The sequence below is a fragment of the Halorubrum sp. SP3 genome (assembly GCF_005435195.1).
Taxonomy (GTDB): Archaea; Halobacteriota; Halobacteria; order Halobacteriales; family Haloferacaceae; genus Halorubrum; species Halorubrum sodomense.
In genome coordinates this window covers 33,039-53,542 of the sequence record NZ_SGTU01000001.1, presented here as the reverse complement: position 1 = coordinate 53,542, position 20,504 = coordinate 33,039, and the positions used below count along the sequence as shown (strand labels likewise).

The window sequence follows — 20,504 nt, the reverse complement described above, 5'->3', positions numbered from 1 at the left end:
CCGCGGGAGACGTCCGCCGCGAGACGGCTACCGGTGGAGCAGCCGCCACAGGAGCCCGCCGGGAAGTCCGGCTCGGACGAGTCGGTCGTACACCCGGTCCGGGAGGACGCGCGCGAGCCGGGGCAGCCACCGCGCCCGGCGGCTCACGCGGTACCGGGTCCCCGGCCGGTCCGCAGTCGTCGCGGTCACCACGCGCTCGACGACCGTCTCGACGTCCGTCGCCGCCGGGGAGTACCCCTCGAACGCGCGGTAGGCGTCGGCGTACGGCCCCTCGCCGCTCGGCCCCTCGTCGCCCGTCGCCTCGCCGTTCTCGGCCTCGACCGCCGTGGCGGCTCGCTCGTTGAAGCCGGTCGGGACGGGCCCCGGTTCGACCAGCGCGACGGCGACTCCCCGAGGTCCGACCTCTCGGCGGAGCGCGTCGACGTAGGCATCGAGGCCGGCCTTCGCGGCGCTGTAGGCGCCGTGGTACGGCAGCGCCACCGACCCGACCATCGACCCGACGACCACGACGCGGCCGCCCCGCTCGCGCAGCGTCGGCAGCGCCGCGGAAACGGTCGCGTGGACCGCTGTCAGGTTCGTCTCCACCTGCCGGCGGAACGCCTCGGCCGAGGTGTCCTCGATCGCCGCGATCTCGTAGCCGCCGACGCAGGAGACGACCGCGTCGAGCGGGCGGTCCGCGAGCAGGTCTCGGACTGCGGCTTCGTCCCGGAGGTCGACCGCGGCGGTCTCGACCGCGTCGGGCAGGGCCGCGAGCCCCTCGGCGTCGCGGTCGACGCCGAGCACGTCGTGGCCGGCGGCCGCGAGCGATCGCGCGACCCCGCCGCCGATCCCGCCGGCGCCTCCCGTCACGAGAACGTCCATGACGGAGCGTCGCGGCGCGCCCAGTAGACGGTGGCGGTTGGCGGCGTCGGCCGGAGCAGGACCGACCCCGGGACCCGGCGGCGCCGCCCCCGGCCCCCGAAGGCATATATCCGCCACGGGAGATCGTACGGATCATGTCCACCGACGAGCCGTCCGTCCCGATCGTGTGCGACGAGTGCGAGACGGAGACCCGCGTGCCCCTCGACGACCTCGCGGACGCGCTCGAGAAACACAACGCCCAGAAACACGACGGCGAGTCCGTCGCCGAGGTCGATCCCGCGATCAAAGACCGCCTCGCCGACCTCGTCGCCGAGGACCTGGGACTGTTCGACGAGGACGCGGTCGGTGGGGCCTGACCGCCGCCCACGGAGCGATTCCGGCCGACGGGACGATGGGAGCAACAATTGCGTCTATCGGTGACGAAAACCGATCGAGAAAATACGTCAAAGAGTGGCTAAGAGCGCCCAAGAGCGTCTGAGACGGGTACTTCTCTGCGTGTCGCCGTCACCGGAATGCGCGTCTGTTGCTGGTGACGCGAGGGTGTTACCCGTAAGGGTCTTCGCGTACACGTGTACGAATCAGCGCGGACGGCGTCGCGACGGTCCTTCCTCGCGGCCGCGGGCGGAACTGCGACGGTCGGCCTCGCCGGCTGTCTCGGTGGCGGAAACGGCGGTGGACTCGACGAACTGACGGTCGCACATATGCCGATCTACCCCGACCTCCAGTGGTACGTGATGGAGGGCGAGGGGTACTTCTCGGAGATCGACGCCGAGATCACCGGTCAGGAGTTCGGCAACGGGCCGGCGATCGTTCAGGCGCTCGGCGGCGGGAACATCGACGTCGCGATGTTCGGGATCGTTCCCGCGATGATCGCGATCGATCGCGGGATCGCCGCGCAGGTGACCGCCGCGAACATCCGCGAGCCGATGGGGATCATGGCCGAGGAGTCGTTCCACGAGACGTTCGAGCGGCAGGGCGCCGACGCGTTCGCGACGTGGGCGGAGGAGCGGGGCGAGCCGTTCACGTTCGGCACGTTCCCGCAGGGGAGCGTCCCGGACGTGCTGCTCCGGTACTGGCTCCGCGACGTCGGCGTCGACCCCGCCGAGAACGACAGCGTGGAGATCCTCGAGATCAACGGCGCGAGCGCGGTGTGGCAGGCGATCGCCAACGACGAGATCGACGGCACATCGATCATGGAGCCGGTGCCGACCATCGCGCAGGCCGAGGGGTCGTCCGTGACGATGCTCCGGACCGCCGCCGAGGTTCTCCCCGGCCAGCCCGCCGCGGTCACCCTGATGAGCGATGCGGTCCGAGACTCGCCGCTCGCGGCGCAGTTCCTCGAACAGCACGTCCGCGCGACCGAGTTCATCGACGCGAACCCGGACGCGACCGCGTCCCACGTCGAGGAGGGGATCGGGATGCCGGCCGACCGCGCGCGGGACGCGCTCGACTCGCCGCTGTCGAACTTCATCACGGACCCCAACGAGATCACGGAGGCGACGCAGGTGTTCTCGGAGTTCGCGGCCGGTAACGGGCAGATCGACGAGCCGCTGTCGACCGACGCGATATTCGACCTCGAGGTGTACGACTCGCTCTGATGGCGACCGAAACCGGACCGCGCGTCGGGGGCGACGGCGGGGCGTTCGCGAGCGTCGGGCTCGGCGACCGCCGCCGGCTGCTCCGCGGGGCCGCCGGAATTGCGGGCTTCCTCGTCGTCTGGCACGCCGCCTCGCTCACGCAGGACCCGTTCGTCCTCCCCTCGCCGGTCGCGGTCGGCGGGGCGTTCGTCGGCGAACTCGCGTCCGGCGACATGACGACCGCGCTCCGTCAGAGCGTCCGCCACTGGGTCCCGGGGACGATCGCCGGGACCGGGCTCGGGGTGGCCGCCGGCGTCGCCTTCGGGTGGAGCCGCCTGCTGGACGACCTGACGGCGCCGCTCGTCCGGACGCTGCGACCGGTGCCGCCGCTCGCGCTCATCGGCTTCGCGATCGCGTGGTTCGGGATCAACGACTGGGGCGCCGCCTTCATCATCGCGGTCGGCGCCTTCTGGATCAACTTCTACGCGTCGTACGGCGCCGTGGAAGGCGTGAGCGACGACCTCCTCGACGTGGGGCGGACGCTGGGCGTCCGCGGCGACCTCGACGCGGTCCGGTCGATCGTGTTGCCGGCGTCGATGCCGGGGATCATGACCGGGATCCGGACCGGACTGGGCCGGTGCTGGATGCTCGTCGTCGCCTCGGAGATATTCGGCGTCCCCGGGGTCGGCCGCGAGATAATCCGCGCGAGCAACAACCTCCGCGTCGACCGGGCCATCGCGTACATCCTCGTGTTGAGCCTGATGTTCCTGATCGTCGACGTGGCGTTCCGCGCGGTCGAACGGCGGGTGTTGGTATGGCGGGCGTGAACGAGAGCGCGGCCCCGTCCCCGGGGGAGGCGAGCGTCGCCCTCGACGGGGTCGGCAAGACGTACGCCGGCGACGGCGACGGGGATCCGGTCCGCGCGCTCGACGACGTGTCGTTCTCGGTCGCGGACGGGGAGTTCGTCTGTCTCGTCGGTCCGTCGGGCTGCGGGAAGACGACGCTGTTCCGGATCGTCGCCGGACTGACCGAGGCGACGGACGGTCGGGTGCTGCTCGACGGCACCCGGGTCACGGAGCCGACGACCGACATGGGCGTGGTGTTCCAGGAGTACCACCTGTTCCCGTGGCTCACCGTCGCGGAGAACGTCGGGTTCGGGCTCGAACGGAGCGACCGCTCGCCCGCCGAGCGCGAGGCGCGCGTCGACGAGATGCTCGACCTCGTCGGGCTGACGGAGTTTCGCGACGCCTATCCCAAATCGCTGTCCGGCGGGATGAAACAGCGCGTCGCCATCGCCCGGGCGCTCGCCGTCGACCCGGCCCTCCTCCTCATGGACGAGCCGTTCGGCGCGGTCGACGCCCAGACCCGCGAGATGCTCCAGCGGGAGTTGCTCGACGTGTGGGCCTCGACCGGCAAGACGGTCCTCTTCGTCACGCACGACGTCGCGGAGGCGGTGACGCTCGCGGACCGAATCGTCGTGATGGCCGCGGAGCCGGGTCGCGTCCGCGAGGTGGTCGACGTCGACGTCGAGCGCCCTCGCGAGCGCGGCGACGCGGCCTTCGCGGAGTACGTCGGCCGCGTCCGGGAACTGATCGGCGCCGACCCGTAGCCGGTCGCGCGCTACCCCTCCCGGTCCTCGCTCTCTTCTTCCTCGCTCCCCCCGTCCTCGCTCCCCCTGCCCTCGCTCCCTCCGTCCTCGCTCCCCTCGACGCCCGCCGACAGCTCGTCGACGTGCGTGCGCAGGGTCGCCAGCGTCGCGTCCGCGTCCGCGTACCCCTCGTCGTAGTCGTCGAGCGCCGCCGCCGCTCGGTCGAGGAAGCGTTCCACGGCCTCGTCGGTCGACTCGTCGGTCATGCGCGTCGCTCCGCCCGCGAGCGGTTTATGTCTCCCGGCGTCGCGGCCGGACCTCGGCAGGCGGGTCCCTCGTCAGCGTCGGCGGAGCGCGTACGTCGTGTAGCCGACCGCGACGACGAGGGCGGTCGAGAGGAGGGTACCGAAGACGGCGGGCGACGCGGTGACGTACTCTCCGAACGGATCCGTCAGGGCGAGCACGCCGACGATGAGCGCGACGGAGATGGCGATTCCGACCGCGCCGAACGCCTTGAACGCCGCGTCGAGGTCGAAGCGTTGCGATCCCGGTTGGTGGCTCATGGCCTCCCGTACGCGCTCCGATTATAAATCCGTCCGACCGTATTTTCACGCCGGGAGAACGGCGAGCGGCTCCGTCACTCAGGGTACCCTTCGACGATGTCGACGCCGGCGGAGGCGCCGATCCGGACGGCGCCGGCGTCGAGCATGGCGGTCGCCTCCGCGTAGGAGCCGACGCCGCCGGAGGCCTTCACCGGGAGGTACTCGCTCATCAGCTCCACGTCGGGGACCGTCGCGCCGCCGTCCGCGAAGCCGGTCGAGGTCTTCACCATGTCGGCGTCGGCGGCGACGGCGGCCTCGCAGGCGCGACGCTTCTCGGCGTCGTCGAGCAGCGCCGTCTCGACGATCACCTTCACCGGGACCGGGACGGCCGCGACGACGTCCGCGAGCTCGTCCGCCACCGCGCCGTCGTCGCCCGCCTTGAGCCGGCCGACGTTGATCACGATGTCGACCTCGTCGGCGCCGTCCTCCCACGCCGCGACCGCCTCGTCGCGCTTGACCGCCGGGGCGTGCTGGCCGTGCGGGAACCCGACCACGGTCGCGATCGTTTCGGGCGCGTTCTCGTACTCGGCCGCTTCGGACACGTAACACGGCGGGATACAGGCGTTCATCCCGTGATCGGCGGCCTCGTCGAGAACGGTTCGCACGTCGGCCGGGGTCGTCTCCGGACCGAGGACGGTGTGGTCGATGCTGGCGGCGAACTCCTCGCGGTTCATGTCTCGCCCGTCGCGCCGGGAACCCAAAGGCGTGCTGGGTCGACGCGACCGGCCGTCTTGGAACGCGCGGACGGCGAAAAACGGACGGGGAAACGGATCGGAGGCGGCCGGCAGACGGCCGGCGAAACCGACGGGATCGGCGTTAACTCTCGATTTCGATCTCCGTGCCGGAGACGGCGTCCTCGACGGTCACGGGAAGTCGGACCGTCAGGATGCCGTTCCGGTACTCGGCCTCGATACCCTCCTCGTCGATCGCCTTCGGGAAGCGGAACCGCCGGTGATACGTCCGGCGGGCCCCCCGGGTCTCGTCCTCGTGTTCGCCGGCGACGTTGAGCACGCCGTTGTTCCACGAGGCGGTGATCTCCGCGGGGTCGAACCCCGGAAGCTCGACCGAGAGGACGAACTCGCCGTCCTCCTCGTACAGTTGGTAGTCGTTGCTACCGGATTCGAACAGTCGGCTCGGGAAGTCGAGTCCTTGCGTCCACGTGTTCGCCGGTTCGAGCATGGGCATTGCTGACCACCTCGAACGCAGGCGTATGTATGATTGCGATTCTATAAAAATTTTCCGTAGTATGGTACTTTACCACATTTTACGTCTCGACTCGTGTCCGAACCGAACACGCGTTTCGACGCGTCGCGCCGACGGATCCGGTCTCTACCCCGGACGAGGGCGAGCGAACGGACGTCGGATGTCTCCCCGACTTCCCCGCGGTCGCCCGGATTTATCTCGCCCGGGCGCGATCGTTGCGCATGGACCGCGACACAGCCACGCCTGCCGTCGACGACCTCCCCGGCGAGCGCGCCCGCGAGTGGGTCGAGTACCACCACGAGTCGGCCGCGCCGAGCACCTACGTCTACGAGTTCGTCTGGGACCGCACCGCCCCCGCCGAGGGCCCCTTCTGTACCGACGTCGACGGCAACGTCCTCATGGACTTCACCAGCCACGTCGCCGCCGCGCCGCTCGGGTACAACAACCCGCTCGTGATGGACCGGCTCGCGGAGTTCGACCTCGTCGACCCGCTGAAGATCGCGGGACAGGACTTCTACGCCGCGGGCGGCCCCTCGCCGGACGACGGGATACCCGGCGCCTCGGGGCTCATGGACCGCCTGACGGACCTGACGAGTCACTACGATATGGACACCGTCTTCCTCTCGAACTCCGGCGCCGAGGCGGTCGAGAACGCCATCAAGATCGCCTACGACGCCTCGGACGGCGCCACGTACGCGATCACCTTCGACGGGGCGTTCCACGGCCGGACGCTGGGCGCGCTCTCGCTCAACCGATCGAAGTCCGTCTACCGCCGCGACTTCCCCGAGGTGAGCGGCGTGACCGACGTCCCGTTCTGCGAGGACCGGACCTGCTCGCCCGAGACCTGCTCCTGTGGCTTCTTCGCGGACGGCGTCTCGCGGCTCCGGAAGAAGCTCGACCCCGAACGCGGGACCGTCCACCCGGACGACGTGGCCTATCTCGTCCTCGAACCGATCCAGGGCGAGGGGGGCTACCGGTTCCCCTCGGAGGCGTTCACCGACGAGATCGCGGCGATCACCGACGAACACGACATCACGGTGATCGCCGACGAGATCCAGACCGGCGTCGGTCGCACCGGGGAGATGTGGGGGTCCGACCACTACGCGTACGACCCCGACGTGATCGCGAGCGCGAAGGGGCTGCGCGTGGGCGCGACCGTCTCGCGCGGCGACGTGTTCCCCGAGGAGACCGGCCGCCTCTCCTCGACGTGGGGCGCCGGCGACCTGATCGCCTCCGCGCAGGGCGCGCTCACGCTCGACGCGATCGAGGAGGCGGACCTCACCGACAACGCCGTCGTCCGCGGCCGGCAGTTCATCGAAACGATGCGCGACGCCGACCTCGACCCGGTCGACGACGTCCGCGGGAAGGGGCTGCTGTGCGCCCTCGAGTTCGACACCAAAGAGCGCCGGGACGCGGTCGTGAAGAACGCGTTCGAGCGCGGCCTCCTCACGCTCGCGTGCGGCCACGAGGTCCTCCGGATCCTCCCGCCGCTCGACGTCACCGAACGCGAGATCGACCTCGGCGCCGACCTCCTCGCAGACGCGATCGCGGCCGCGGCCTGAGTCGGTCCCGACTCGGTCGTCGTCCGCGGCTCGACGGGGCGAGCTTCAGCGGTCCGCGTACCACTCAGCGAACTTCGCTAAGGCCCGCCCGCGGTGCGACACGGCGTTCTTCCGGTCGGTGTCCATCTCCGCGAACGTCTCGCCATCGTGCTCGAAGATCGGGTCGTAGCCGAACCCGCCGTCGCCCCGCGGCGCGACGATCCGGCCCGGGACGTACCCCTCGAACAGCTTGACCGGGAGCGGCTCCGCGTCGGTCCCGTCCGATCCGCCGTCGCCCTCGCCGTCCGGCCCCGCCGCCGCGGCCGCGTCGCGGTCTCCCCGGTCGACGGGGTCGGGGCTCGCCGCGAACCCCTCGCCGTCGCAGTAGCCGAGCACGCAGCGGAAGGCGGCGCGGCGGTCGTCGAGGTCGGCGGCGATCTCGTGGACCCGCTCGATCCCGAGCGTGTCCTCGACGTACGAGGAGTACGGGCCCGGGAAGCCGTCGAGCCCCTCGACGAACAGCCCCGCATCGTCGACGAGGACCGGCGCGTCCGCGTGGCGGTACGCCTCGCGGGCCCCCCGCGCCGCGATCGGACCGAGTCCGTCGGCCTGGATCTCCGTGTAGTCGAAGTCGAGCCGCTCCACCGAGCCGTCCGGGAGGTACCGCTCCGCCTCGCGCACCTTCCCCGGGTTCGTCGTCACGTACCTGAGCACGGATCGGCGTGGGCGCGCCCGCGAGGAATAGCCGTCGGTCGCGGGCGGGCGAACACCGGCCCGGCGGTCGAGGCTCTCACCCCGGCAGTACGCTTTTGTCAGCGCGACAGCGTACGTGACACATGGCCCTCCCCACGTTCGAGAAGAAGCGGCTCATCGGCCTCATCGCGATCCTCTCGTTCGGGCTCACGTCGCTTCTCGCCGTCCTCCTCCCGACCGTCCTGGGAGCGCTGATCCCCGCCGTGTTCATCACCGGGTTCTTCATCCTGATCCCGTTGGTGTTGGTGCTCGGCGAGGACTTCCCGCTCGTCGCGTCGGACGACGATGCGGCCCCTGCCGACGAGACCGTCGGATCGACGAACGCGACGGCGGCCGACCACCCGGTCGCGGCGCTGCGCGAGCGGTACGCGACCGGCGAGATCGACGAGGCCGAGTTCGAGCGCAGACTCGACCGCCTGCTCGCGACCGAGGACCTCGACGAGCGGTTCGACCGGATCGAGTCCGACCGGGGCGAGGAACCCCGGGAACGGGACCTCGAACTGGAGTGACTCGCCCCGCGCTCAGGGGTCGACCCGGACGAGCCACGCCTCGGGGTCGTCGATCTCCGCGGCGGTCGGGAGGTTCTCGGCGCGCTCCCAGACGGCGCCCGCGGCCTCGATGTCGCGCGCGTCGGCGACGTGCCGGAAGAAGGCGGCGCCGCGCTCGTACTGGCGGCGCTTGAGGCCGAGCCCGAGGAGGCGCTGCGCGAGTCGGCGCACCGGTCCGCCGCCGCCGCGGCGCTCGTCCAGTTTCCGCCGGAGGTCCGCGTACTCGTCGTCGAACGCGCGGTCCATCAGCACCTCTGCGTACCCCTCGACCGCGGTCATCGCGGTCTGAAGCTCCGCGAACGCGTCGGGGTCAAGCCCGCGTCCGGCCGTTCCCTCGACGCCGCCAGCGCCGCCGACCATCCCTTCGATCCCGCGCTCGACGCGCGACTCCAGGTACTCGGGGAGCCACGGGGCCGCGCCGAACTCGGCGGCGTGGGTCACCTCGTGGAACGCGATCCACCGGCGGAACCGGGGGTACTCCACGTCTAAGGCGTCCGCGACCGCGACGATGTTCGGGTGAACGAAGTAGAGCCCGTGGTCGGCGTCCGGCTCGTCAGCGAGCAGGAGCGGGTCGTACTGACCGAGGACGTTGCGCGCGAGGAACCCCAGCGCGAACGCCATCGACCCCGTGTTGGCGACCCGCGAGAGGTCCCGCGCGAACGCGGCGCCGGGCGCGGGCCCGATCGGTCCGGGCGCGCTGTCCGGCATCACGTCGAGCGAGTCGGCCCCGGGATTCCCGACCGCTCCGACCTCCTCGCCGTCGCCGACCGCGGCCGCCTCGATCGGGTCCATCACGCGTCGGAAGGTGCCGACGCTCGCGTCGATCCAGTGGTGTCGGTTCTGGACCTCGACGGCGTCGGGGACGTCGAAGTCGATCCCCGCCACCGCGGCCAGCCGCGATCGGGCGTCGCGGACGTCGGTCGCGTACCCGGCACGCTCCGCGTCGGTGAGCGCGATCGATCCGGGGTCCGTGGCGCGCTTCGCGGCCGCCGCGGCCCGGTCCCAGTCGACGACGCCCGGCCCCTCGGCCTCGGCGACCGCCCGGACGCTTCGGAGGATGTCCATGTCGATCGGACGGGCGGGCGCCCCAAAGCGCTTGCGTCGGTCGGCCCCGTACTGATCGGCCGTCGCCGGCCTCCGGAGCGGATCCCCGATATCGGTGTTTTCTTGCTCGCCGGCCGACAGCCTCGTCCATGGACGCCGAGCGCCGAGCGTTCCTCGACGACCTCCTCGCGACGCCGAGCCCCTCGGGGTTCGAGACGGCCGCCCAGCGGGTCTGGACCGACTACGTCGACGCGTTCGCGACCGGGTCGACATCGACGCCTACGGCAACGCCGCGGCGGTCTACGAGGGCGACCCGGACGCGCCGACGGTCGCCGTCACCGGCCACGCCGACGAGATCGGGTTCATCGTCCGCGACGTGCTCGACGAGGGGTTCCTCCGGATCGCGCGGATCGGCGGCGCCGACCGCACCGTCTCGAAGGGCCAGCACGTCACGGTCCACGCCGAGGAGCCGGTCCAGGGGGTCATCGGACAGACCGCGATCCACCTCCGCGACGGCGGCGACGACGAGTACGAGGACGTGGCCGGCCAGTTCGTCGACATCGGCGTCGACGACGCCGAGGAGGCGCGCGACCGCGTCGAGATCGGCGACCCGGTCACCTTCTCGACGGGCGTTCGCGACCTCGCCGGCGACCGACTCGCCGCCCGCGGAGTCGACAACCGGGCCGGCGCGTGGGCGGCCGCGGAGGGGCTTCGCCGGGCTACCGAGGCGGACGTCGACGCCACCGTCTACGCGGTTTCGACCGTTCAGGAGGAGGTCGGTCTCCGGGGCGCTCAGATGGTCGGCGTCGACCTCGAGGACGTCGACGCGTTCGTCGCGGTCGACGTCACGCACGCCACCGACAACCCGGACGTCGACCGCGAGCGCCGCGGCCCGATCGAACTCGGCGCCGGTCCGGTGATCGGACGCGGCAGCGCGAACCACCCGGTCCTCGTCGACCTCGCGCGCGACGCGGCCGCGACCGCCGACGTCGACGTCCAACTTCAGGCCGCCGGCACCCGCACCGGCACCGACGCGGACGCGTTCTACACGGTGCGGGGCGGAACCCCCGCGCTCAACGTCTCGATCCCGAACCGGTACATGCACACGCCGGTCGAGGTGATCGACGCGACCGACCTCGACGGGGTCGCGGACCTCCTCGCCGCGATCGGCGCGGCGGCGGGCGACGTCGAGCCCGGACCGGAGCCGTTCGCCGTCGACGTCTGAACGCGGCTCGCCACGATAAACCGGGGCACGGCGGCGTCGAAACGGAACTGTTTTACTATCGTCTTTCCTACCGTAGATTGCGACGAACGGACGTGCTCTGGTGGTGTAGTCCGGCCAATCATATCACCCTCTCACGGTGATGACCTGGGTTCGAATCCCAGCCGGAGCATTTCTTCGACGAAGCGAGTGACCCCGACGAGCGCGGCTCGAACCTATCGGTCGCGCGTCCCCTGAGCCTCCCTTCGGTCGCGGCCGTCGGCTTCCCCGCTGTCGACCGACACCGCCTCCTGCTCGAATCCCGCCGCGTCTCCGCGCCAGCGCCGCGACCAGACGAACGGGGAGCCGTCCAGCGCGCAGATGACGTACGAGTAGCCGGGCCGCCCGCTCGAACTCGATCACGCATCGCCCGACGGGCGGCCGCCGGACAGAGTCCGTCTCGGTCGGGCGACGGCGCCCCGGCGTCGCAGTTCCCCGTCGAAGGTAGCGGCAGGTGTTGGGAGGGCGAAACGGACTTCACCGGGTAGCGTGTGAGAGATTCTCATGAGCGACGCCGCACTCCCCGCGCCGACCGCCGACGAGGCGCTCCACACGACCGTCGACATTCCCTTCGAGGACGCGGTGCCGTTCGTCCAGCTCGAACACGAGCTCGCCGACTTCGAGACGGTGCGCGTCACGCGGCTCGACGAGATGATCCAGGGGATGCTCGGCCACGACGACGTGGAGCGGACGGCGCTGATCGTCGTCTGCCACCCCGAAATCGCGTACGACGCGCTGCGCATCGACCCCACCCTGGCGGGAATGCTTCCGTGTACCACCGTCGTGTACGAGCGCGCCGGCGACGACCGCGTCCACGTCCACCACGTGTCGGCGACGAAGGCGATCCGCGACCTCGGCTGCGCGTCGGCCGCCGGGGTCGACGAGAACGCCGTCGAGGACCTCGTGACGAAGACCGGCGAGCTGATGGCGATCGTCTGGGAGAACATCGAGACGCACGGGCAGGCGTGACCGCGCTCCGAGCCCGCCCCGCCGTCGCCGGCTCGGTCGACGGCGGCCGCCAAGCGAGGGTTTAATTCCGACAGCGCGCGAGGGCGTCGTGTGGACTCGAGCCGGATCCCCGACGAATTTCCCGCGCCGAGCTTCCGCGGCGCACAGGAGCGGGCCCTCGACGACATCCGCGACGCCTTCGCGGCGGGCAACCGGGTCGTGCTGGTGCGCGCGCCGACGGGCAGCGGCAAGTCGCTGCTCGCCCGGGCGATCATGGGCGCGGCCGAGACCGCGGGCGAGGCGGCGCCGAGCGAGGCGACCGGCGCCTACTACACGACCCCGCAGGTGTCGCAGATCGACGACGTCGCGGCCGACGACCTGCTCGACGACCTCGCGGTGATCCGCGGGAAGTCGAACTACGACTGCGTGCTCCCGGGCGAGCACGACACGCCCGTGAACCGCGCGCCCTGCGCGCGCCAGCAGGGGTTCGACTGCTCGATCCGGCACCGCTGTCCGTACTTCTCCGACCGCGCCATCGCCTCCGGGAACCGCTTCGCCGCCATGACGCTCGCGTACTTCATGCGCACCGCCGGCTCCGAGGTGTTCCGCAAGCGCGACGTGGTCGTGATCGACGAGGCGCACGGGCTCGCGGAGTGGGCCGAGATGTACGCCACCATCGAGATCTCGCCCGAGCGCGTCCCGGTGTGGGACGACGTCGGCGTCCCCGACGTCGCGGCCGACGCCGGCCCGGAGGAGGACGCGATAGACCGGACCGCGCGGTTCGTCGAGACCCTCCGCGATGTGTCGATCCGCGCGAAAGACGAGCTGGTCGGGCGACCGGAACTCGACCGCGAGGAGGTCGCCCGACGCGACCGCCTTCAGGAACTCATCGGCGAGCTCGGCTGGTTCCTCGAGGATTACCGCGATCCGGAGACGCCGACCACGTGGGTCGTCGACCAGCCGGGCGGCGAGGAGTCGACGATAGCGATCAAGCCGCTCGACCCCGCGCGGTACCTCAGGCACACGGTGTGGGACCGCGGCAACCGGTTCGCGCTGCTGTCGGCGACGATCCTCTCGAAGGAGGCGTTCTGCCGCGGCGTCGGGCTCGACCCCGCCGACGTCGCCCTCGTCGACGTCGAGCACACGTTCCCGCTCGCGAACCGCCCGCTGTACGACGTGACGCAGGGGTCGATGACGTACGAGCACCGCGACGAGACGACCCCGAAGATCGCCCGGCTGATCGTCCGACTGATGGCGGAACATCCCGACGAGAAGGGGCTCGTCCACGCGCACTCGTACGACATCGCCGAGCGGCTCACCGAGCGCCTCGGCGAGTTCGGCGTCGCCGCGCGCGTCAGGCGCCACGATCGGCAGAATCGCGACGCGGAGCTGGAGGCGTGGAAGTCGAGCTCGGACCCGGAGGTGTTCGTCTCCGTGAAGATGGAGGAGGCGCTGGACCTGAAGGACGCCCTGTGTCGATGGCAGGTGGTGTGTAAGGCGCCGTATCGGAACACGAACGACTCGCGGGTCGCCCGCCGGCTCGAAGACGGCCAGTGGGCGTGGTACCACCGCACCGCGCTGCGTACCGTCATCCAGGCGTGCGGCCGGGTCGTCCGGTCGCCCGACGACTACGGCGCGACGTACCTCGCCGACGACTCCCTGCTCGACCTGTTCGAGCGCGCCGAGGCCGACACGCCGTCGTGGTTCCGCGATCAGATCGACGCGATGACGCCCCCGTCGCTGCCGGCGTTCGACCCCGAGGCCGCGCTCGCCGGAATCGACGCGTCGCCCTCGAACGGCGCGGGAACGGGGCGGCGGCGAAGTCGACGGTCGGGCGGGTCAGAGCGCGGGAACGCGGATCGCTCGTCTCGCGGCAACGGCGACTCGGAGGCCGGCGGCGGCGACCCGACCGCTGACAGCGGCACGGCCGACGGCGAGTCGGTCCGGACCCGCTCCGAGCGGGACGCGGACCGACGGAAGGACCACCCCCTGTCGGACGTGTGGGGCGACGGCTGAGAGGGCGCGGCGGCTCGCGGGGAGCGACGAGCCGCACCGCGGAGGAACCCGTTACAGCAGCGAGACGCCGTACGCGACCATCGAGCTCAGCATGAGAAACGCGAAGAACAGGGCCATGACCTGTTGTCTGTCCATGTCCGGGTGTCGGCCGTAGAGCGGTATAATTCCTGCGGGCGAGGGGAGCGAGAGGCGGGCTGTATTAGTCTCTCCGTACCGATCGTCTGTCAATATATATCGTATAAGGTGTACTAGGCCCCTCAATGAAGTAGTAACCTTCATAATCCCTCACGCGACTACTGGGTGTATGGCCACGAACGGGCTGTCGAGTGCGCTGACGCTGTACGGTGCGCGAACCCTGACGCTGTCGCAGGCGGCCGCACAGGCAGGGCTGAGCGAGGCCGAATTCATCGAGCAGCTCGAACGCCGCGGCATCGAGGTAACCGATTCCGAGCGCGCCGCAGCCCTCGGCCGCGAACGGCCCGCCCGCGCCGACTGACCGACGACACGTCCCCGCTGGCGCGTCGATGCGCCCGACCGCTTTCGCGACGCTCTTCCCACGAACGATCAGTTTCGTCTCTCCTGCGGGCAACGCTCAAGACGAGTTCGACCCGGTCCGTGAGGAAGGCGCTAGTCCCGGCTTCGCGGTGACGTTGCGGCCGGCTCCGTCCCCGTTTCGGGCACGAGGTGAACGTCGCCGTCGTGTTCGAACGCGAGGACCGAATCGGCGTCGCCGTCGACGAACGCGGGGTTCGGCACGGTCTTCGCCTCGTAGGTGACGGGGTCGAGTACCTGGATCGCGTTCTCGTCCTCGACGGTCACGACCGTCGTCTCCGTCGCGTCCTCGCGGGTGCCGAGTCGGGTCGCGTCGGGCGCCTCCGCGTCAGCGAACGCGGAGGTGTACTCCTCGCCGGTCGCGAGCCGAACGCCCTGGAGGCGGCCGGAGACGCCGGTGACGAGGACCGGCCCGTCGCCGTCCTCGGGGTCGACGATCTCGCCTGCCGCGTACTTCGGGAGCCGGACCGCGAACGTGACGCGGTACACCTCGTTGCCGTCGCCGTCCTCGGTGACGAGCGTCGGGTACGACTCGAAGCTCCCGCCGAGCGACTCCGTGATCCGCGTCGCGACGTTCTGCGCGAGCCGGTTCGAGGAGAGCTTGATGTCCGGTCCGTCGTCCGTCTCGTTCACCTCGGTGATGAACGCCTCGCGGTCGCCGTCGGCCTCCTGGTCGGCCACGTACGCCTCGGCGATGTCGAGGGCCGCCGCGCGCTCCGCCGGCGTGAGGTCGCGCTCGTCCGCGCGGACCTGAACGATCCCGGCGTAGTACCCCCCGGCGATGCGCCCGCAGCGGTCGCAGGTCCCCCGCGAGATCTTCACGGGGACCGTCACCTCCGCCGAGCGGAGCGTGCCGCGCACCACGCCCGAGAAGCGGCAGTGCATCCGCACGTTGTTCTCGTCGACCTGCTCGGGCTCGACGCCCCACTCCACGTCCTCGGCGTCGACGTGGACGCCGAGCGCCTCCGCGACCTCGTCGACGGCGACGTCGGTGTAGTCGCGCGCGCCGACGTCGCGCCACGACTCGCCGCGCCTGACGGCGCCGCAGCCGGAACACACCAGCACCTCGATCCGGTCGGGCGCGTCGACCAAGTCGAAGTCCTCGAAGTAGCAGTCGTCACAGAGCAGCGCGTCTCGCCCGCGCGGCTCGCCCGGGAGGGGGTCGCGCCGCTCGGGGACCGGGTCGCCGCAGCGCGGACAGAACTCCCGCGACTCGCTCATTGGCTCCGGCTACGCCGAGGATCCGTTTAAGCGGCGCGGACCGTGTCGACCGGGTGCCGCCGACCGCGACACCGGTTCCGGTCGAGACGGGCGGGTCGCGACCGCCGAAATGGTTTTTCGCACGGACCGAGAACGGGCGTGTATGAGCGGCAACCCCGACGACGAACGACTCGAAGAACTGCGAGAGAAGAAGATGGAAGAGCTCCGCGAGCGCAAGCAGGGCGGCGACGCCGAGGCCCAGCAGGAGGCCCAAGAGCGCGCCGAGGCCCAGCAGGAAGCGGTGCTGAAACAGCACCTCACCGACGGCGCGCGCCAGCGGCTCAACGCGGTCGCGATGTCGAAACCCGAGTTCGGCGAGAAGGTGAAACAGCAGGTCGCCGCGCTGGCACAGAGCGGACGGGTCCAGGGACAGATCGACGAGGACCAGATGCGCGAGCTCCTCAAAGAGCTCCAGCCCGAACAGCAGAGCTTCGATATCCAGCGACGGTAGATGGAGCTCGCGCTGCTGTACAGCGGCGGGAAAGACTCCTCGCTCGCCGCTCACCTCCTCGATCGGTTCTACGACGTCCGCTGCGTCACCGGGAGCTTCGGGCTCACCGACGACTGGGAGTACGCCGAGCGGGCGGCCGCCGAGCTCGAGTTCCCGTTCGAGCGCGTCGACCTCGACCGCGAGGTGGCGGAGAGCGCCGCCGAGACGATGGTCGCGGACGGGTACCCCCGGAACGGGATCCAGCGGGTCCACGAGCACGCGTTAGAGACCATCGCCGCGCTCGACGTCGACGCCATCGCGGACGGGACGCGCCGCGACGACCGCGTCCCGACGGTGTCGCGGGCGCAGGCGCAGAGCCTCGAGGACCGAAACGGGATCGACTACATCTCGCCGCTCTCGGGGTTCGGCCGCCACGCCGTCGACCAGCTCGTCGACGCCACCTTCGACGTCCAGCAGGGGCCGAGCGAGGAGGTCCCCAAGGCGGACTACGAGGACGAGCTCCGGACGCTCATCGCGGACGAGCACGGCGAGGAGACCGTGACCGACGTGTTCCCGGACCACGACCAGACGTACGTCCACGGGCGGAACGACTGACCCTCCCGCTGCGTCGGGCCTCTGTTCTCCGATCCCGTGTTAAAGACCCTCGCTACTGTGCGAGCGGCGTTTCCTCCCTTCGTCCGCAAGGATCGGCCGCGATGGTCGACGACCCACGAGACGCCGCGGACGCACGGGACGCGCTCGCCGAGGCCTTCGAGGAGCCGGCCGCCCGACCGGTAGCGACGCGGACGCGAGTCCCGCCCTCGGTCGACCGAGAGGCGGGCGCGGACGCTGCCGAACCGGCGGACGACCGGGAGGAAGCCCCGGAGAACGACCGACGAGAGTCCGTCGACGAGGACCCGATCCACCCGCGAACCCGGACGTCGTAACCGCCGCCGCCGAGTTCGCCGACCTCGCCCCCGGTCGGCCGGACGGCGCCCGAGCGCGCGGAAGGGATGCTTTCAAGCGGGCCCTCACCGAACCGACGTTCATGTACGACGGCCTCAAGGGATTCCGCGATTTCTATCCCGGCGAGCAGTCCGCCCGGCGCGAGGTGACCGACGCGATCGAGGACGCGGCGGCCCGACACGGCTTCCGCGAGATCGCCACCCCCGCCTTGGAGCGGACGGAGATGTACGTCGACAAGTCCGGCGAGGGGATCGTCGAGGAGCTGTACGCCTTCGAGGACAAGGGCGGCCGCGGCGTCTCGATGACGCCGGAGCTCACCCCCACCGTCGCCCGGATGGTCGTCGCGAAGGGCCAGGAGCTGTCGAAGCCGATCAAGTGGGTCTCCACCCGCCCGTTCTGGCGCTACGAGCAGGTCCAGCAGGGCCGCTTCCGCGAGTTCTATCAGACGAACATCGACGTGTTCGGCTCCTCGGCGCCCGAGGCCGACGCCGAGGTGCTCGCGGTCGCCGCCGACGCCCTGACCGACCTCGGGCTCACCGGCGACGACTTCGAGTTCCGCGTCTCCCACCGCGACATCCTCGGCGGGCTCGTGCGCTCGCTCGCCGCCGACCCCGAAGCGGTCGACACGGCGGCGGCGATCCGCGCGGTCGACAAGCGAGCGAAGGTCGACGACGGCGAGTACGTCGGGCTCCTCTCCGACGCCGGCCTCGCCCGCGACACCGCGCGCGACTTCGACGACCTCATCTCGGGCGTCGAGACGGTCGACGACCTCGACGCGGTCGCGGCGGCCGGCGACGAGGCGGTCGCGGACGCCGTCGAGAACCTCCGGAACGTGCTCGCCGCGGCCGACGACTTCGGCGCGGGCGAGTTCTGCGAGGTGTCGCTGACGACCGCCCGCGGGCTCGACTACTACACCGGCGTCGTCTTCGAGTGCTTCGACTCCACCGGCGAGGTGTCCCGGTCCGTCTTCGGCGGCGGCCGCTACGACGACCTCATCGAGAGCTTCGGCGGCCAGCCCACGCCCGCGGTCGGCGTTGCGCCGGGCCACGCCACCCTGAAGCTCCTCTGTCAGCGGGCCGGGGTCTGGCCCGACGAGGAGCTCGCGACCGACTACTACGTCCTCTCGGTGGGGGACACCCGGAGCGAGGCCGCCGCGCTCGCGAGCGACCTCCGCGCGCTCGGCGACGACGTGGTCGTCGAGCAGGACGTCTCCGACCGCTCGTTCGGCGCCCAGCTGGGCTACGCGGACTCGATCAACGCCGAGACGGTCGTGGTCGTCGGCGAGCGCGACTTGGAGAACGGCGAGTACACCGTGAAGGACATGGCGAGCGGCGACGAGACGACGGTCCCGGTCGAGGAGTTCCCCCCGGACGAGGGGCTGCCGACCTACGGGGACTACGCGTAGCGCCGCGGCGCGCGGCCTCGGTCCGGCGGGGCCGCCCGGTCCCTCAACGCTTTTCAATCGCGCGCCGGGACCGTGGGCACGATGATCCCGCTCGCGACGGCGATGGCTCCCGGCGAGATCGGTCTTCGCGTGGCGGCCGGCGTCGCCCTCATCCTGATCAACGCGTACTTCGTGGCGATCGAGTTCGGGCTGACGCGCCTGCGTCAGTACCCCGAATCGGAGATGGACTCACCCGGGCTCCGCCGCGCCTGGGAGATGACCGACGACCTGGAGTTCTACCTGACGACCTGTCAGGTGTGGATCTCCGGGACCTCCATCGCGCTCGGTATCGTCGCCGAGCCGGGGCTCGCGGCGCTTTTCGCGCCGATATTCGAGAACACGGCGCTCGCGTCCGCCGGCGCGGGCTCGCTGCTCGGCTTCTTCCTCATCAACATGGTCCACCTCACCCACGGCGAGCAGACGCCGACGTACCTCGGCGTCGAGCGCTCGAAGCAGGTCGCCCGGTACGGCTCCCGGCCGCTGTACTGGTTCGCGTGGCTCATCTCGCCGCTGATCAAGTTCGGCGACTGGGTCGCGAAGGCGACGCTCGGGCTGTTCGGCGTCGAGATGACCGGGTCGTGGACCGAGGCCGAAGAGGAGGTGTTAGAGACGCGCGCACAGCTGCGCAACCGTCTCGGCTCGATGATGGAGGAGATCGAGCTCCCCGAGGAGCGCCGCGAGGAGGTCCTCAACGCGCTCGACGTCGGCGAACTCGCCGTGCGGGAGGTGTTGACCCCCGCCGACGAGATCGTCTCGCTGTCGACGACCGCCTCCGCCGAGGAGAACCTCGACCGGATCCGCGACACCCCGCACAGCCGCTTTCCGCTCGTCGGCGACGACCTGAACGACTTCGAGGGGATCGTGTACGCCCCCTCCATCGTGAGCCGGTTCGACGAGCTCCGGGACGGCGACCTGTCGTTCGCGGACGTCGCCGCCCCGCCGATGACGGTCTCGGCGGACGTGAGCGTCAGCAACGCCTTCGACCAGTTCCAGGCGGAGTCACAGGAGCTCGCTCTGGTGATCGAGGACGGCGAGGTCGTCGGGCTGATCACCGCGACCGACGCGATGGAGGCGGTGATGGGACAGTTAGAGGACCCGCTGGACGCTGGTAATGTTATAAAATAAGACGCGGCGGCGCGTGCCGGTGAGCGCCCGAAGGGCGCGAGACCGCACGCGCGAGGGAGTCGCGAACGTAGTGAGCGACGAGGCTGGGGAGGCGTGAGGTGCTGTGCGGTACGCGGTGGGATTCAAAGGGGCAGCCGGGAGGCCGCCGTAGGCGACGTAAGCACCGCAGTGAGTGAGCGAAGCGAACGAACGAGGAGCACAGCGAGCGTGCGCCCGCCTCTCGGCTGGGGCTTTGGCGGTGTTGACCCCGGGGTCGTCGATCACATAGCGCCGAGCGGCTGGGGCTTCGGCGGTGTTCTCAGCCGATCCGGGAGCAGCTATTTATAAACGAGAAGCCAACATCTCAGGTCCCCACTTCACGCCTGCGCTCACTTCTTGTACGCCTCGCGCAGGAACACCAGCGCGCCGCCGAGCATCGCGAGGTTACCGAAGAAGGCGAGCCGCTCGCCGCTCTTGTCGTCCTCGTCGGCGTTCCAGAAGTCGTGCATCGTCGCGGTCACGACCGTCAGGAACGCGACCGCGGCGCCCGTCGCAACCCGCGGGAGCCGCCAGAGCGCGATCCCGACTCCGGCGACCACCATCATGCCGGAGGCGAACGGCGCGGCCAGATCCGGCATCGGGACGCCCGCCGACTCGGCGTACTCGATCGTGTCGTCCATGTCGCGGAAGTCCTCGGAGGCCTGCGCGGCGAGGCCGACCCCGAGCAGCACCCGGCCGATCCGGGAGGGGGCGCCGCGCTCCTCGCTCGCCTCGGGCGCGTTAGTGTCGTCGCTCATGTGATAACC

23 protein-coding genes, 1 tRNA gene and 1 pseudogene are annotated in these 20,504 nt (G+C 70.8%); 16 read left to right on the top strand and 9 right to left on the bottom strand.

The annotated features are described in order from the left end of the window. Positions 1–27 precede the first annotated feature (27 nt). Complete coding sequence (locus EXE42_RS00305) at positions 28–861, bottom strand: SDR family oxidoreductase (RefSeq protein ID WP_174548980.1); 834 nt, start codon at positions 859–861, stop codon at positions 28–30. 134 nt (positions 862–995) lie between these two features. Between EXE42_RS00305 and EXE42_RS00300 the strand changes: the two genes are divergently transcribed. The 4 genes from EXE42_RS00300 (at position 996) to EXE42_RS00285 (ending at position 4,047) form a co-directional block, all read left to right on the top strand. Beyond that, a complete protein-coding gene (locus EXE42_RS00300) occupies positions 996–1,217 on the top strand; it encodes a hypothetical protein (protein ID WP_092920079.1) in 222 nt (73 codons plus the stop codon). A gap of 213 nt (positions 1,218–1,430) precedes the next feature. Next, a complete protein-coding gene (locus tag EXE42_RS00295; RefSeq protein WP_092920080.1) occupies positions 1,431–2,459 on the top strand; it encodes an ABC transporter substrate-binding protein in 1,029 nt (342 codons plus the stop codon). Then, positions 2,459–3,265: an ABC transporter permease gene (locus EXE42_RS00290; protein WP_092920081.1), complete on the top strand. Its 807-nt coding sequence runs from the start codon at positions 2,459–2,461 to the stop codon at positions 3,263–3,265. Before EXE42_RS00295 ends, EXE42_RS00290 begins: the two co-directional genes overlap by 1 nt. Further along, positions 3,253–4,047, top strand: coding sequence for an ABC transporter ATP-binding protein (locus tag EXE42_RS00285; protein ID WP_092920082.1), 795 nt, complete (start codon positions 3,253–3,255; stop codon positions 4,045–4,047). Before EXE42_RS00290 ends, EXE42_RS00285 begins: the two co-directional genes overlap by 13 nt. 11 nt (positions 4,048–4,058) lie before the next feature. Here EXE42_RS00285 and EXE42_RS00280 read toward each other — a convergent pair whose 3' ends face one another. The 4 genes from EXE42_RS00280 to EXE42_RS00265 all read right to left on the bottom strand — a co-directional run bounded on the left by EXE42_RS00280 (position 4,059) and on the right by EXE42_RS00265 (position 5,807). Beyond that, positions 4,059–4,292, bottom strand: coding sequence for a hypothetical protein (locus tag EXE42_RS00280; protein WP_092920083.1), 234 nt, complete (start codon positions 4,290–4,292; stop codon positions 4,059–4,061). Positions 4,293–4,364: 72 nt separating this feature from the next. After that, on the bottom strand, positions 4,365–4,589 hold the full coding sequence (locus EXE42_RS00275) for a hypothetical protein (RefSeq protein WP_092920084.1): 225 nt from the start codon (positions 4,587–4,589) through the stop codon (positions 4,365–4,367). Between the two features lie 74 nt (positions 4,590–4,663). Continuing rightward, the gene (deoC, locus tag EXE42_RS00270) at positions 4,664–5,302 is read right to left on the bottom strand and encodes a deoxyribose-phosphate aldolase (protein ID WP_137705673.1); all 639 of its coding nucleotides are present in this window, start codon (positions 5,300–5,302) and stop codon (positions 4,664–4,666) included. 142 nt (positions 5,303–5,444) lie between these two features. Beyond that, entirely contained in the window at positions 5,445–5,807 is a 363-nt protein-coding gene (locus tag EXE42_RS00265) for an Hsp20/alpha crystallin family protein (protein ID WP_092920480.1), read from the bottom strand. A 245-nt stretch (positions 5,808–6,052) separates the two neighbouring features. Between EXE42_RS00265 and EXE42_RS00260 the strand changes: the two genes are divergently transcribed. Further along, the gene (locus EXE42_RS00260) at positions 6,053–7,393 is read left to right on the top strand and encodes an aminotransferase class III-fold pyridoxal phosphate-dependent enzyme (RefSeq protein WP_137705672.1); all 1,341 of its coding nucleotides are present in this window, start codon (positions 6,053–6,055) and stop codon (positions 7,391–7,393) included. 45 nt (positions 7,394–7,438) lie between these two features. Here EXE42_RS00260 and EXE42_RS00255 read toward each other — a convergent pair whose 3' ends face one another. Next, positions 7,439–8,086, bottom strand: coding sequence for a non-canonical purine NTP pyrophosphatase (locus tag EXE42_RS00255; RefSeq protein ID WP_092920087.1), 648 nt, complete (start codon positions 8,084–8,086; stop codon positions 7,439–7,441). 122 nt (positions 8,087–8,208) lie between these two features. On the opposite strand from EXE42_RS00255, the gene EXE42_RS00250 reads away from it, so the two are divergent. Next, positions 8,209–8,634 (top strand): SHOCT domain-containing protein, encoded by a 426-nt coding sequence (locus tag EXE42_RS00250; protein ID WP_092920088.1) that lies wholly within the window; start codon positions 8,209–8,211, stop codon positions 8,632–8,634. A gap of 12 nt (positions 8,635–8,646) precedes the next feature. On the opposite strand, the gene EXE42_RS00245 is transcribed toward EXE42_RS00250, so the two are convergent. Further along, positions 8,647–9,738, bottom strand: coding sequence for a zinc-dependent metalloprotease (locus EXE42_RS00245; RefSeq protein WP_137693397.1), 1,092 nt, complete (start codon positions 9,736–9,738; stop codon positions 8,647–8,649). Positions 9,739–9,866: 128 nt separating this feature from the next. On the opposite strand from EXE42_RS00245, the pseudogene EXE42_RS00240 reads away from it, so the two are divergent. From EXE42_RS00240 to EXE42_RS00220, 5 genes and pseudogenes are all read left to right on the top strand, one after another. Continuing rightward, positions 9,867–10,942 (top strand): annotated as a pseudogene (locus EXE42_RS00240) (M42 family peptidase). Positions 10,943–11,036: 94 nt separating this feature from the next. Then, a tRNA-Glu gene (locus EXE42_RS00235) sits at positions 11,037–11,111 on the top strand. Positions 11,112–11,482: 371 nt separating this feature from the next. After that, positions 11,483–11,947 carry a DUF302 domain-containing protein gene (locus tag EXE42_RS00230; protein WP_137693395.1) on the top strand — a complete coding sequence of 155 codons (465 nt, stop codon included), beginning with the start codon at positions 11,483–11,485 and terminating at the stop codon, positions 11,945–11,947. Between the two features lie 90 nt (positions 11,948–12,037). Continuing rightward, positions 12,038–13,942, top strand: a complete 1,905-nt coding sequence (locus tag EXE42_RS00225) for a helicase C-terminal domain-containing protein (RefSeq protein WP_137693394.1) — start codon at positions 12,038–12,040, stop codon at positions 13,940–13,942. 304 nt (positions 13,943–14,246) lie between these two features. Then, the gene (locus EXE42_RS00220) at positions 14,247–14,438 is read left to right on the top strand and encodes a UPF0175 family protein (RefSeq protein WP_092920094.1); all 192 of its coding nucleotides are present in this window, start codon (positions 14,247–14,249) and stop codon (positions 14,436–14,438) included. A 131-nt stretch (positions 14,439–14,569) separates the two neighbouring features. Here EXE42_RS00220 and EXE42_RS00215 read toward each other — a convergent pair whose 3' ends face one another. Beyond that, positions 14,570–15,715, bottom strand: a complete 1,146-nt coding sequence (locus EXE42_RS00215) for a 60S ribosomal export protein NMD3 (RefSeq protein WP_137705671.1) — start codon at positions 15,713–15,715, stop codon at positions 14,570–14,572. A gap of 142 nt (positions 15,716–15,857) precedes the next feature. Between EXE42_RS00215 and EXE42_RS00210 the strand changes: the two genes are divergently transcribed. From EXE42_RS00210 to EXE42_RS00190, 5 genes are all read left to right on the top strand, one after another. Then, positions 15,858–16,205 (top strand): DNA-binding protein, encoded by a 348-nt coding sequence (locus tag EXE42_RS00210; protein ID WP_137705670.1) that lies wholly within the window; start codon positions 15,858–15,860, stop codon positions 16,203–16,205. Then, positions 16,206–16,799 carry an asparagine synthase-related protein gene (locus EXE42_RS00205; protein ID WP_092920097.1) on the top strand — a complete coding sequence of 198 codons (594 nt, stop codon included), beginning with the start codon at positions 16,206–16,208 and terminating at the stop codon, positions 16,797–16,799. A gap of 101 nt (positions 16,800–16,900) precedes the next feature. Then, positions 16,901–17,131 (top strand): hypothetical protein, encoded by a 231-nt coding sequence (locus tag EXE42_RS00200; RefSeq protein ID WP_137693392.1) that lies wholly within the window; start codon positions 16,901–16,903, stop codon positions 17,129–17,131. Between the two features lie 101 nt (positions 17,132–17,232). Then, positions 17,233–18,555 (top strand): histidine--tRNA ligase, encoded by a 1,323-nt coding sequence (gene hisS, locus EXE42_RS00195; RefSeq protein WP_137705669.1) that lies wholly within the window; start codon positions 17,233–17,235, stop codon positions 18,553–18,555. Between the two features lie 81 nt (positions 18,556–18,636). Then, positions 18,637–19,719 carry a CNNM domain-containing protein gene (locus EXE42_RS00190; RefSeq protein ID WP_092920100.1) on the top strand — a complete coding sequence of 361 codons (1,083 nt, stop codon included), beginning with the start codon at positions 18,637–18,639 and terminating at the stop codon, positions 19,717–19,719. Positions 19,720–20,087: 368 nt separating this feature from the next. On the opposite strand, the gene EXE42_RS00185 is transcribed toward EXE42_RS00190, so the two are convergent. Further along, the gene (locus tag EXE42_RS00185) at positions 20,088–20,495 is read right to left on the bottom strand and encodes a DoxX family protein (RefSeq protein WP_092920101.1); all 408 of its coding nucleotides are present in this window, start codon (positions 20,493–20,495) and stop codon (positions 20,088–20,090) included. Positions 20,496–20,504 lie beyond the last annotated feature (9 nt).